Genomic DNA, 13,727 nt, shown 5'->3' with positions numbered 1-13,727 from the left:
CGATAAGGTCCATTTTTTCTCTATTACTGTATCCAAAGTTTAAATAACCCCTCTGTTATACCTAGGTTGTACATGTAATAGATACCAAAAACAGTACTAATCACACCTGTAACCTGTGTAAGGGTTTTATTTATACTAAACTTCTTCGCACTAAACACAAATGGAATGCCAATTAAGGTAGTAAAGAAAAGCATCCCAATTATGGTTCCTGCCCCAAAAATCAGGATATAAACAGCGGCTTCCCAAGCACTATTTACTGTACTCATTGTTAGAACAATCATTGCACCACTTCCAGCAAGACCGTGCACCAACCCGATCAACATAGATTTTAGGTAGGAGACTTTTTTATGCTGATGACGGTGCTCGTGTGTGCCGCTATGTTCATGGGAATGGACATGTTTATGTAATTCACCATTATGTTCATGCTTATGTAAATGAATATTTTTAAAGGAAAGAATAGTAGTAATACCAAGATAAACGAGCATGATTCCTACTAAAAATTCTAATGACATGGCCCATTTTTCCGGAATCTCACCCTTCATAAGAATAAGGACGATTCCTATAATAAATAATGTTGCAGTGTGACCGATCCCCAAAACACACCAGCTAGTGACGAACGTAATAACTTTTTACTTTGACTAGCGATGGTGGATACAGCAATAACATGATCCGGCTCAATGGCATGTTTGATACCAAGAACAAATCCCAACCCAAGTATGGAAAGTAAACCGATTTCCATCCATTCTCCCCCTTAATTTTTGATAAATTGTTAGGCTAATTATAGCATAGAAAAGGATTTATAGAGTGTTTTGGAGCAAATGTGCTGGCTCCTTCCATTACTGCGCTTGCAACCTGTTCAAGTGCCGCTTCAATTCCAGTTAATCTAGAAGCTTCAAAAAGAATGGGAATCAAGGAAGATATTCGAATACAACCATTCCATTAGGAGCTGCCTTACAAAAGGATGGTTCTGTTATTGGCGGTGTGTTAAAAAATGTATTTCTGTTTGGAATCTTTGATATGAATAACACAGGGATTGGCACCTTTTTCTTGATTATCAGTATATCCCTTTTAGTTGGAGCGGTTATGGGAGCTATCCCAAGTGGAGGTATGATTGGGGCAATGTTAATCTTGAGTTTATTTGGATTCTCGCCTGAGGCCTTGCCCATCATCGCAGCAATCTCTACATTAATTGACCCTCCTGCGACCATGCTGAACGCAAGTGGAGATAATGTTGCGGGAATGATGGTTTCGAGAATGGTAGAAGGCAGGAATTGGCTTGAAAAAATTGCAAAACATAAGGGTGCTCCATCTCGGAGCACCCTTATGTTTTTAGATAACGCCCTGTGCAATCATTGCGTCTGCTACTTTTAAGAATCCTGCGATATTGGCGCCGACAACAAGGTTGCCTGGGTAGCCATATTCTTCGGCAGCATTCATACTGTTACGATAGATGTTGATCATAATTTGGTGCAATTTTGCATCCACTTCTTCAAATGTCCAAGAAAGTCTTTGGCTATTTTGAGCCATTTCAAGCGCAGATACTGCTACACCGCCAGCATTTGCTGCTTTCCCAGGGGCAAATAAAATATCATTTTCTAAAAATACCTCAACTGCTTCAAGAGTAGATGGCATATTAGCACCTTCTCCAACAGCTTTTACACCATTAGAAACGAGGATTTTTGCAGATTCCTCATCAATTTCATTTTGAGTTGCACATGGTAAAGCAATATCACAGGGAATTGACCAAATGCCAGTGCAGCCTTCGTAGTACTGAGCTTCTGGGTGCTCAAGAACATATTCGCTGATTCTCTTACGTTCCACTTCTTTAATTCGTTTTACAGTCTCAAGTTTAATGCCGGATGGATCATAAATATATCCATTGGAATCACTGCAGGCTACAACTTTTGCGCCTAACTGAGTAGCTTTTTCAATTGCATAAATAGAAACATTTCCTGAGCCGGAAACGACAACTGTGCTTCCATCAAAGCTATCACCTTTGTCAGCAAGCATTTCGTTTACAAAGTAAACAGTACCGTAACCAGTAGCTTCTGTACGTCCTAAACTACCGCCATATCCAAGTCCTTTACCAGTTAACACGCCTGCTTCATAGGCGCCGCGGATTTTCTTATATTGTCCAAACATATAACCGATTTCGCGGGCACCTACGCCGATATCTCCAGCTGGTACATCGACATCAGGTCCAATATGTCTGTAAAGCTCGGTCATAAAGCTTTGTGTAAAACGCATAATTTCGCCATCTGATTTTCCCTTTGGATCAAAATCAGATCCGCCTTTTCCGCCGCCAATAGGCTGACCAGTTAATGAATTCTTAAAGATTTGCTCAAAACCTAAGAATTTAATAATACTGGCATTTACGGATGGGTGGAAGCGTAATCCGCCTTTATAAGGTCCGATTGCACTGTTGAATTGAACACGGAAGCCGCGGTTTACTTGAACTTTCCCTTTATCATCAACCCAAGGAACACGGAAGTAAATGACTCTTTCAGGCTCTACGATTCTTTCAAGAATATTGTGCTCCATGTATTTGGGATGTTTCGCAAAAACAGGAATGAGGGAGTCAAAGATTTCCTTAACTGCTTGGTGAAATTCAGATTCATAAGTATTTCTGCATACAACCTTATTAAACACTTCATCCACATATTGAAGTGCTGTGCCTTGCGCATCATGTTTTAACTGTTCAATTGTTTTCAAGCTATCCACCTCTTTAATGGGAAGTTATTTTTTTAAATAATTAGATTATTAATATCAATTATTTTATAATTAAATAATAATCTAAACAATACTAATAATAGATGAAATCCATCTCATAATGAGATGATTCGAGGTGAGCCCTTTGGAATTAAGACAAATCCAATACTTTATGGAAGTGGCCAAACGTGAACATGTTACCGAGGCGGCAACCGCGCTGCACGTAGCACAATCAGCTGTAAGCCGGCAAATCTTTAACCTCTAAAAAGAACTTGGCGTTAACTTATTCATCCGAGAAGGCCGTAATGTTAAATGTCAAGTGAAATTTCAACTAAAACAGGGTACATACAAAGAGTTGATTGAGGGGGTTATGAATGGCGATTTCGATATGGCATTGATTGGACCTATCCCGAAATACGAGAAGAAGGTGCGGGGACAACATTATTCACAGATAATATTGTGGCACTATTACCATCTAGTCATCCTTTAGCTGCGTGAGGAAGCCTTTGTTTTGTTTCCAAAGGAATAGATATTAAGAGAAATTATCGTTCAAGCTTGTGAACAGCTGGGTTTCCAGCCGAAGGTGTCCTTCGAAGGGGTAGATATTGATTCCATAAAAGGCTTGGTTTCAGCAGGCCTTGGTATCACATTAATTCCAGAAATTACGCTGGTGGATGGGTTCCCTCGTTCCACCGTAAAGGTGCCGATTATTGAGCCTGAAGTTAGCCGCCGTACGGTCGGAGTCATTATACCGCGAGAACGCAAAATGCTCCCTACGGTCAGACTTTTCTATGACTTTTTAAAAGACTTCTTTTCAATATTGGACCGCTACCAAATGTAAAAGCCCAACCAATCAGTTGGGCTTAATATTATGCTTTTTGTTCGAAAAGTTTTGTTATTTCAATGACGGTGTGGGCTGCTTTAATCATATTATCAACAGAGATAAATTCATACTTTCCGTGGAAGTTTTCTCCGCCTGTAAAAATATTCGGAGTTGGCAGACCCATATAAGAAAGCTGAGAACCATCCGTACCGCCGCGGATTGGTTTAATAAGCGGTTTAATATCTAAACTCTCCATTGCATGTTGGGCAATGTCAACGATTTCCATAACCGGTTTGATTTTTTCACCCATATTGTAATACTGGTCATTCAATTCTAAATGGACGGTGTCTTTTCCGTATCTTTCATTTAGCAGATCAACAATATCGTTGATTCTCTTTTTTCTCGCCTCGAAGATTTCTTTGTCGTGATCTCGGATAATATAGTACATTTTCGTTTGTTCAACATCACCGTTGAAGGAAATCAGATGGTAGAAACCTTCATAACCCTCTGTATGTTCAGGTGCCTCCAATGCTGGCAGCTGGCTATGTAATTCCATGGCAATCTTCATTGAATTCACCATTTTATCTTTTGCTGAACCTGGATGGATATTGGTGCCCTTGATTGTGATCTTTGCAGCCGCAGCATTAAAGCTTTCGTATTCTAACTCCCCTAGCGGTCCGCCATCCACAGTGTAAGCGTATTTAGCGTTAAAGGCAGCAACGTCAAACTTATGTGGACCTCTGCCAATCTCCTCATCTGGTGTGAACGCAACGCGAACCTTACCGTGCTTAATTTCTGGGTGTTGAATCAGGTAAGACATTGCGGTCATGATTTCCGCAATCCCTGCCTTGTTATCTGCTCCAAGCAGTGTAGTACCATCCGTGGTAATCAGCGTGTGCCCTTTATAGCTTGGCAGGCTTGGGAAATCCTTCGTTGTCATGGTGACGTTCGCGTTTAGAGGGATATCGTTCCCATCATAGTTTTCAATGATTTGCGGATTCACGTTCTTGCCTGTGAAATCGGTTGCAGTATCGACGTGAGCTAAGAAGCCGATTGTTGGCACATCCTTATCCGTATTGGACGGGAGAGTTGCCATCACATACCCATTTTCATCGATGGTTACCTCTTGCATACCAATTGACTTTAGCTCCTCAACGAGCATATTGGCTAACGTAAGTTGTCCAGGTGTAGAAGGACAGCTTTCATTGCTCTCATTCGACTGCGTATCCACCTTCACATAGGAAGTAAACCTCTTAATAATCTCATTCTTCACTCTAGCAGCACTCCCCTTATCAATTTTACAAACTAATAATAGCACGTTGAACAGGCCGGGTGGAAATCGGAGGGTGGGGGTGCTGAAAATAGGTATCTTGGATTGGAATACTTGCGGATAGCTGAGATTAGTTGCGGATAGCTGAGATTAGTTGCGGATAGCCGAGCCTTAGTTGTGGATAGCTGAGATTAGTTGCGGATAGCCGAAATTAGTTGCGGATGGCTGAGATTAGTTGCGGATGGCTGAGATTAGTTGCGGATGGCTGAGATTAGTTGCGGATGGCTGAGATTAGTTGCGGATGGCTGAGATTAGTTGCGGATAGCAGAGATTAGTTGCGGATAGCAGAGATTAGTTGCGGATAGCCAGAATTAGTTGCGGATAGCAGAGATTAGTTGCGGATAGCCGAGCCTTAGTTGCGGATAGCCGAAATTAGTTGCGGATAGCAGAGATTAGTTGCGGATAGCAGAGATTAGTTGTGGATAGCAGAGATTAGTTACGGATAGCCGAAATTAGTTGCGGATAATAGTCCTTAAGTCCATAAAATAGGTCCGGTTTCGATAGGTTCCGTGACTTTTAAAATTCATACTTTGTAATATTCGATTTGCAGTGAATTTATCATTTATTTGCAAAAACTCACGGCACTCCCGATTGGTAATCGTTCTCTTCACCACTAAAAACCACTCGGCCAAGGTCGGCTCATGAGCTAGATGATTGTTCACCTTACAAACTGGACAGTGCCACGACCTAGATATTTTGATCATCCCAATCTTCCCGCAGGATATACACCGCACCCCTGGTTGAACATCCTGTATTGGAATTTGATAAGATTCACAAATGGGTTTCGGAATGTAGGTTTGATGACACCTAATCAGTTCAGCAGATAACCAGTTAAAAGTAGATGCAGACAGTCCCTTTCCTTGCTGTGGAAGGCTTTTGATAAAAGGCGGGACCAGGTTCGGGAACAGTATCTTAGTATCGGCAGGTGGAATTTCCACATGTTGTTTCGGATAGGCTAATACAATGGCGCCATAAAGGGGTAAGTCAATATTCCGCTCGGATAACCATGCGGAGAAGAGTTCGATATTGCGCTCCAATTGAACGACTGGACTTTCGTAATATTTTATTTGTCCGTCTTCCCGTTTTTGAATTAGCTGCGGGGGATTATCCCTGAATTCTAAGCTTCCGGCTAAATTTTTGGTTTCTAAGATTACGCCATAATAGGGTGTTTTTACTAAGTGGTCAATTTGAAAGTAACTGTCGGAGCAAAGTGATAAGTCGTGGAAAATGTTATTTTTAAATGGGAACTTATACCTCCCAAGGACCTCGGCAACGCGCTCCTCCCCGCCAATTCCAGCTTCAATCATGGATTGTTTAGAAGATAGTATAGCTACGGTAGGATGATTAGCAGACATCCTGCTTTGGGCAGCAATTAAGCCCTTTAACGTTATTGAGTCGGATCGTTCTTTACTATTAATGTTTTTCACCTCCACACGTATCCTAGCACATCCCCCATCCAAAATATATAAACTTCATAATTTTGTAAAAAATATAACTTATCTAACATTGACCAGATGAGTCAACGGGAGTAAACTGTAATTGACTGATGTGGTCAATGATAAATCGAAAGGGGCCAGCCAGTATGTTTTCGAAATTTTTAAGCCTGGATACGGAAAAGCAGGACCGCATAATAAATGCAGCAATTAAGGAATTTGCCCAGAAAGGATATGATAGCGCCTCAACGAATGAAATTGTAAAGGAAGCTGGAATCTCAAAGGGGCTGCTCTTTCATTATTTTCAAAGCAAAAAGCAGTTGTTTTTCTTTCTATTTGATTATTGCTACAACCTCGTTGCTGATGAGTTTTATAAAAAGGTTGATTTAACAGAAAGGGACTTTTTTAAGAGAATCCGTCAATCTGTACTCATCAAAATGGATCTGCAGACAAAATACCCAGAAATCTTAACGTTTATCCAAGAAGCATTTATGCAGGATTCACCGGAAATAAAAGATGAATTTGATAAAAAGAAGCGGGAACTTAACGCGGTTAATATAGGGATTATTTACGATGGAATCGACCTCTCAAAATTTAGGGATGACGTGGATGTCGAAAAAATCTTAAAGGTCATCACATGGACGTTTGAAAAAATGAGTGATGAAGAGCTCCACAAAGCAAAAATGATCCCTGGTCACAAGATTGATTATGAAAAAGTCTTTCTGGAAGCAGAAGAGTATTTTGATATTTTCATTACATGCTTTTATAAATAAGGGGGCAGTGACGATGAATGTGATTGAGATTAAGAATCTTACAAAGACATACGGCAAAGCAAGAGGGATTAGCGATATCAGCTTTAACGTTGAAGAAGGCGAGATTTTTGGTTTTATTGGTCCAAATGGTGCAGGAAAATCGACCACCATTCGGACACTCCTTTCACTCATTTACCCAACCAGCGGCAGTGCAACTATTTTTGGAAAAGACTCTGTCCAATTTGCGCCTGAAATTAAAAAGGAAATTGGTTATTTACCATCTGAGGTATTCTACTATGACAATATGAAGGTAAAAGAACTATTAAACTATTCAGCTAGTTTTTATAAAAAGGATTGCAGTAAGAGAATCAAAGAGTTGGCTGAAATTATGGATTTAGATCTCTCTAAAAAAATTGATGACCTTTCACTGGGAAATAAAAAGAAGGTCGGGATTGTTCAAGGGCTGCTCCATGAGCCAAAACTTATCATACTCGATGAACCTACAAGCGGCTTAGACCCCCTCATGCAGCAAAAGTTCTTTGAGCTACTTGAGGAAGAGAATAGAAAAGGTGCCACGATTCTATTTTCCTCTCATATATTAACGGAGGTTCAGCGCTTGTGTAATCGGGTTGCGATTATTAAAGAAGGCAGGATTGTTACCGTTGAGAAGATCAGTACCTTAAAAGAGAATACCTATAAAAAATTTAAAGTAGAAACAAAATCAGCCCTCGATCCAAATTACTTCAACCTCACAGGTGTAAATAAGTTGGAATCCAAGGATAACCTTACGAGCTTTTTATTTAAAGGGAATATCAACGAAGTCATGAAAAAAATTGCTGACATAGAAATTACCAATCTATGGATTGAAGAGCCAGACCTCGAGGAGATTTTTATGCACTACTACGAAAAGGAGGCGTAAAAAACGATGAATATATTGTTGCATGAATTAAGGGCTTATCGGAAGTCTACGATTGTTTGGACGATATCATTAATTGCCATAGCAGCGCTGTTCATGTCATTTTTTCCTTCGTTTACAAAGGATACGGAAGAGTTTAGAAAGCTGCTTGAAGGGTATCCAGCTACGCTCAGAGAAGCATTCGGAATTAATCTCGATAATTTCTTTTCAATCCTTGGATTCTATTGTTATGGCCTGTCGTTTGTAACTCTTTGCGGTGCGATTCAGGCAATGAATCTTGGTACGAGTATTGTCAGCAAAGAGGTCAGGGAAAAAACAGCTGATTTTCTATTAACAAAGCCGGTTACACGTACCGCTGTTTTGACAAACAAACTATTGGCCGCCCTCATTTCAATTGTTATAACTAATATTTTTTATATAGCAGCAGCCACACTACTAGCCTACCAGGCAGCAGCGGAAGATTTTGAAGTTGGCATTTTCGTCCTGCTTTCATTGACTGTCTTATTCACACAATTGATTTTTTTAGGAATAGGAATCATCGTTTCAATTATTTTTCAAAAGATAAAATCAGTGTTAACGGTGTCACTGGCAACAGTTTTTGCCTTTTACTTTTTGGGGATGTTCAGCTCGACTTCCGGTGATGAAGTAAAACGTTATCTTTCCCCGTTTAAATACTTTGACACAGCCTATATCATGGAACAATCTAACTATGAAGCTTCCTTCTTAATTACTGGCGCAGGGTTCATTATCATAGCAATTGGAATCAGTTATTTCATTTATGCTAAAAAGGATATCCATACGGTATAAAAGCCGCCCAAAGGAGGATGATGGAAGGATGAATATTTTTTTAAAAGAAATGAAGTCACATAGAAAATCACTGATTTTTTGGAGTATAGGTATATTCCTAATGGTCGCGTCAGGGATGGTTAAATATGAGAGTCTATCTTCTTCTGGGCAGCCGATGAATGAAATGCTGGCAGGAATGCCCAAATCATTGCTTGCTGTGTTGGGAATTGGTGAGTTTGATATCTCCACAGCAAGTGGTTATTACGGATTACTATTTATCTATTTGTTATTAATGGCGAGCATTCATGCTGCCATGCTCGGTGCAACGATTATTGCAAAAGAAGCGCGGGACAAAACGACCGAGTTTTTATTTGTTAAACCTGTATCAAGGAATGAGATTATTACAGCAAAATTGGGTGCGGCATTCGTAAATATCTTATTCCTGAATATCGTCACATTCGTTTCATCACTGGTTTTAGTTGGTAAATATAGCAATGGTGAGGTGGTGACAGGGGATATTGCGATAACAATGGCGGGGATGTTTATTTTGCAGCTGTTATTTATGGTGATCGGCAGCTCCCTTGCAGCCGTTAAAAGGAAGTCTAAAACAGCGGCTTCCTTTGCGGCCGGTGTTCTTTTGCTTACGTATGTGATCTCGGTTGCGATTGATTTAAACGAAAATATAGAAGGCTTAAAATACCTCACCCCGTTTAAATATTTCGAGGCAAAAAATGTGATGTTCGGCGACGGTTTTGAGCTCATCTTTGTATTATTATCCGGTGTCCTGATTGCTGCATTTACAGCCGCGACATTTATCTTTTATAAAAAAAGAGATTTGAATGTATAAACGTTTTTAATAACATGGTTATAGTGTTAAAATAGTGCAAGTGCAATTGGAAAAAGGAGGATAACACTATGAGCCAAAATGAAAACACTACACTACCGCCAAAAACATGCTCCATTGAACGTTTAGTAACAATGGAAAGTGATGTTAAAAAGGTGCTTGCAGGAGAAAAGACCGCAACCCGCAGAAATGGAAGATATGCCGATCCGGGAGAAATTATGACACTTGAAGGACGTCGATTTGTCGTGGAACGAGTCTATTCACAAAGCTTAGGTGAATTGACGGATGAAGACGCTCGCCGCGAGGGCTACCCTACGGTTGAAGAGTATAAGCAATCCATTCTTGCCTATCATCCTGGGATGCCATGGCTCCCGCAAATGCGTGTTTGGGTTCATGAATTTCGCCCGCTCGAAGATTAATTAAAAGTATGAGTTCTTATCATAGAACTCATACTTTTTTTGCTATAATAGCTTTATCCATAAATTTGAAAAGATTTCCTCGAGGTGAAGGTTCATGGGGTTTTTAGCAAAATACATAAAGAAATATTGGAAGTCTTTTAGCTTAGCTGTTTTATTTTTAACCTTTGAGGCGATAAGCGATTTGTTAATGCCAACGATCATGGCAAAAATCATAGATGTTGGTGTTGCTGGCAGAGATTTAAACTACGTATTAAAAATGGGCGGATTAATGCTCCTGATTACCCTTTTTGGTGCAATTGCTGCCTCTACCAGAAGTATATTAGCCAGTATTGTCTCGCAAAGCTTTGGGTCAGAGTTACGGTCCGACTTATATAAAAAAATCCAAACGCTGTCATTCAAAAATATTGACCGTTTCGAGCGAGCGTCGCTCGTCACGAGGCTGACTAATGATGTGACCCAGGTACAAGTTTTTGCCAATGGGTTAATGCGGATTTTTGTAAAATCACCGCTTTTAGCCATCGGCGGCTTAATCATGGCAACTCGGTTAAACCTTCATCTATCCGCCGTATTGGCAGTTGTTGTCCCAATTGTTGCCATATTTATTATTCTAAATCTAAGACTTGGGTTCCCCATGTTCTCAAAAGTACAAAAAGCTTTAGATCGTGTTAACGGTGTAATGCGTGAGTACTTATCTGGTGTCCGCGTAGTGAAAGCCTTCAATCGTTTTGATGTTGAAGTCAACAAATTTGATAAGACAAATGAAGAGTTTAAAAAGCAATCGATTTCTGCCACAAGGTTAATGGCAGTATTCAGCCCCGCAATTATGTTGACGGTTAACCTGGGTATTGTCGCTGTCCTCTGGATTGGCGGTTACGGCGTGACGAATGGCAATGTTCAGGTTGGACATATTATTGCTTTTATTAACTACATGACGCAAATTTTGTTCTCATTAATGATGATTTCGATGGTATTTAATATGTTTGTCCGTGCGAAAACCTCCGCTGTCAGAATCAGTGAGGTCTTTTCCCAGGAGGATGACCTAACCTGGGAAGATGGACTGGCCCCTCCTCTCGTGGAAAAAGGAAGAATAGAGTTTAACAATGTCTCCTTTTCTTATGAAGGAACAAGCGGCGAACCCGTATTGAAAACTATTAATCTATCAATCTCACCAGGTGAGACAGTCGGAATTATTGGCTCGACAGGCTCAGGGAAAAGCACCCTTGTTGGCTTAATTCCCCGTTTTTATGATGTGAGTGCCGGAAGTATCAAGGTGGATGGTGAGGAGATACAGCGTGCTGACCCTAAAAGACTGCGGGAAAAGATCGCCTTTGTTCCGCAAAAAACAATTCTTTTTACAGGAACTGTCGAGGAAAACATTAAATGGGGAAAGGAAGACGCCTCAACCGAAGAAATCATAAAAGCGGCAGAGATTGCCGGTGCACATGACTTTATTAGTGCTTCACCTGAGGGATATCAAACAAGAATCGGGCAAGGCGGAGTCAATTTTTCTGGAGGTCAAAAGCAGCGGCTATCGATCGCAAGGGCATTAATTAAAAATCCGGAAATTTTGATTTTAGATGATAGTACTAGTGCGGTTGACGTCACCACGGAGGCAAGGATTAAAGCGGGCTTAAAAAAATATGCAAAAGGTCTTACCTGTCTGCTTATTGCACAGCGGATTACCTCGATTATCGATGCCGATAAAATTGTCGTCATGGACCATGGGGAAATCGTTGGAATTGGAAAACACGATGATTTATTAAAAGACTGCAAGGTTTATCAGGAAATCTATCAATCACAAGTCGGTAAGGAGGTGGCCCTCTAATGTCAAAAACAGCCAATCAATCAAACACTCCTCCTCCCCTATCGATACCGGGAAGACCTGGCGGCTTTGGAGGCAATCGCCGGGGGGCACCGATTGTAAAACCAAAGAACTTTAAAGAAACAATGCAGAGGTTATGGCATTATTTTGGCAATGAAAGAAAAATGCTCAGCCTTGTGTTTTTGTTCATCTTATTGAGCTCATCATTATCACTGCTTTCTCCTTTTTTAATCGGAAAAGCGGTTGATGCGATAAGCCTGGATAAACAAGTAGATTTTAATTTTCTTGAAGTTATGGTGATGATTCTAATATCGGCATTCATTTTAGATGCGGTGTTGACGTTTTTGCAGGGCTGGCTGATGGCGGGTGTCTCGCAAAGAATCGTCAAACGATTGCGGAATGCGCTTTTTAAAAAGCTGCAAAAACTGCCAGTGGCTTTTTTTGACAAGCGGACACATGGAGAATTAATGAGCCGGCTTTCAAACGATATTGATAATGTCAGCAGTACCATCTCTCAATCGACAACACAGCTGATGTCAGGTGTCATTGTTATCAGCGGTTCATTCATTATGATGCTGATTTTGAGTCCGATTTTGACGGCGGCAAGCTTAGTAACGGTTCCGCTTGTCTTTCTGTTAACCAAGACGATTGCAAAAAGAACCAGTGTCCTGTTTAAAGATCAGCAAATCCAGCTGGGAAAACTAAATGGACAAATTGAGGAAACCATTTCAGGCATTGAGGTAGTGAAAGCCTTCAATCATGAAGAAAAAGTGATCTCAGAGTTTGAAGAGGTCAATCAGAAACTGCGTGAGGTTGGCCTTAAGGCGCAGATTTGGTCCGGCTTTCTCATGCCAATCATGAATGTAATCAACAATTTAGGCTTTGCCATTGTCGCCGTAACAGGGGGATTTCTTGCTGTTGAGAATATGATTACTGTAGGCGCGATTGCGAGCTTTATCACCTACTCTCGTCAGTTTGTCCGGCCGTTGAATGACCTTGCGCAAATTTTCAATATGCTCCAGTCAGGTGTTGCCGGTGCGGAGCGCGTATTTGAAATACTCGACGAGCAAGAGGAACCAGATGATGTGCAGGATGCGGTTGTGCTGGACAATCCAATGGGACATGTTGTGTTTGAAAATGTCAGCTTCGGTTACCGGGGCGATGTACCGATATTAAAAAATGTTAGTTTTGAAAGTGATATTGGCAGCAGTACGGCGTTAGTTGGACCAACGGGAGCGGGAAAAACGACAATCGTTAATTTGCTGACAAGATTTTATGATGTGACAGAGGGCAGGATTTTGTTAGACGGCCGTGACATTCGTGACTATACCCGCGATAGCTTAAGAAGCTGTTTCGGCTTTGTTTTGCAGGATACGTATCTATTTTCAGGGACGATTAAGGATAATATTAAGTATGGAAAGCCTGCGGCAAGTGATGAGGAAGTCATTCGTGCGGCTAAGATGGCCAATGCGGATGCTTTTATTAAACGTCTGCCTAATCAATATGAGACAATCCTCTCAGAAAACGGCGGAAACTTAAGTCAAGGGCAGCGCCAGTTGATTGCGATTGCCAGGGTGATTCTCGCAAAGCCAGCCGTATTGATATTAGATGAGGCCACAAGCAGTATTGATACGCGTACCGAGCTTCATATTCAAGAGGCACTGCTATCTCTGATGAAGGGCAGGACAAGCTTTATTATTGCCCATCGTTTAAACACCATTCGTGACGCGGATAGAATTATGGTGATTGAAAATGGGAAAATTGTAGAACAAGGAAATCACGGTGAACTCATGGATCAGCAAGGCAGATACTTTAATATGTTCTACAATCAATTTAAAAACGTTGAAATTGCAGTAGATTAATGATCATTCATTAGGGAATAATGTCACTAAT

10 protein-coding genes and 3 pseudogenes are annotated in these 13,727 nt (G+C 40.8%); 9 read left to right on the top strand and 4 right to left on the bottom strand.

Annotation, left to right across the window (positions count from 1 at the left end; all coding sequences use genetic code 11):
• Window positions 1-23: 23 nt before the first annotated feature.
• Window positions 24-739 (bottom strand): annotated as a pseudogene (locus ACIQAA_RS10315) (urease accessory protein UreH domain-containing protein).
• Window positions 740-787: 48 nt separating this feature from the next.
• Between ACIQAA_RS10315 and ACIQAA_RS10310 the strand changes: the two are divergent.
• Window positions 788-1,281 (top strand): annotated as a pseudogene (locus ACIQAA_RS10310) (cation:dicarboxylate symporter family transporter); the annotation flags it as partial.
• 48 nt (window positions 1,282-1,329) lie between these two features.
• Here ACIQAA_RS10310 and gdhA read toward each other — a convergent pair.
• Entirely contained in the window at window positions 1,330-2,712 is a 1,383-nt protein-coding gene (gene gdhA / locus ACIQAA_RS10305; RefSeq protein WP_402618519.1) for an NADP-specific glutamate dehydrogenase, read from the bottom strand.
• A gap of 142 nt (window positions 2,713-2,854) precedes the next feature.
• On the opposite strand from gdhA, the pseudogene ACIQAA_RS10300 reads away from it, so the two are divergent.
• Window positions 2,855-3,550 (top strand): annotated as a pseudogene (locus ACIQAA_RS10300) (LysR family transcriptional regulator).
• Window positions 3,551-3,578: 28 nt separating this feature from the next.
• Here the strand turns inward: ACIQAA_RS10300 and pepT are convergent.
• Both pepT and ACIQAA_RS10290 read right to left on the bottom strand, forming a co-directional pair.
• Entirely contained in the window at window positions 3,579-4,805 is a 1,227-nt protein-coding gene (pepT, locus tag ACIQAA_RS10295; RefSeq protein WP_402618516.1) for a peptidase T, read from the bottom strand.
• A gap of 509 nt (window positions 4,806-5,314) precedes the next feature.
• The gene (locus ACIQAA_RS10290) at window positions 5,315-6,289 is read right to left on the bottom strand and encodes a nuclease-related domain-containing protein (protein ID WP_402618513.1); all 975 of its coding nucleotides are present in this window, start codon (window positions 6,287-6,289) and stop codon (window positions 5,315-5,317) included.
• A 155-nt stretch (window positions 6,290-6,444) separates the two neighbouring features.
• On the opposite strand from ACIQAA_RS10290, the gene ACIQAA_RS10285 reads away from it, so the two are divergent.
• The 7 genes from ACIQAA_RS10285 (at window position 6,445) to ACIQAA_RS10255 (ending at window position 13,696) form a co-directional block, all read left to right on the top strand.
• Entirely contained in the window at window positions 6,445-7,068 is a 624-nt protein-coding gene (locus ACIQAA_RS10285; protein ID WP_402618511.1) for a TetR/AcrR family transcriptional regulator, read from the top strand.
• A gap of 13 nt (window positions 7,069-7,081) precedes the next feature.
• Window positions 7,082-7,966, top strand: a complete 885-nt coding sequence (locus ACIQAA_RS10280; RefSeq protein ID WP_402618508.1) for an ABC transporter ATP-binding protein — start codon at window positions 7,082-7,084, stop codon at window positions 7,964-7,966.
• Between the two features lie 6 nt (window positions 7,967-7,972).
• On the top strand, window positions 7,973-8,770 hold the full coding sequence (locus tag ACIQAA_RS10275) for an ABC transporter permease subunit (RefSeq protein WP_402618505.1): 798 nt from the start codon (window positions 7,973-7,975) through the stop codon (window positions 8,768-8,770).
• A gap of 28 nt (window positions 8,771-8,798) precedes the next feature.
• Complete coding sequence (locus ACIQAA_RS10270) at window positions 8,799-9,596, top strand: ABC transporter permease subunit (RefSeq protein WP_402618503.1); 798 nt, start codon at window positions 8,799-8,801, stop codon at window positions 9,594-9,596.
• Window positions 9,597-9,664: 68 nt separating this feature from the next.
• Entirely contained in the window at window positions 9,665-10,012 is a 348-nt protein-coding gene (locus ACIQAA_RS10265; RefSeq protein ID WP_402618500.1) for an ASCH domain-containing protein, read from the top strand.
• Window positions 10,013-10,106: 94 nt separating this feature from the next.
• Complete coding sequence (locus ACIQAA_RS10260) at window positions 10,107-11,837, top strand: ABC transporter ATP-binding protein (protein ID WP_402618497.1); 1,731 nt, start codon at window positions 10,107-10,109, stop codon at window positions 11,835-11,837.
• A complete protein-coding gene (locus ACIQAA_RS10255) occupies window positions 11,837-13,696 on the top strand; it encodes an ABC transporter ATP-binding protein (RefSeq protein WP_402618494.1) in 1,860 nt (619 codons plus the stop codon). The genes ACIQAA_RS10260 and ACIQAA_RS10255 overlap by 1 nt, the downstream gene beginning before the upstream one ends.
• Window positions 13,697-13,727: the final 31 nt, after the last annotated feature.

Source organism: Neobacillus sp. NPDC093182, from assembly GCF_044754045.1.
The sequence above is the reverse complement of the archived record's forward strand: the minus strand, read 5'-3'. Positions and strand labels throughout refer to the sequence as shown.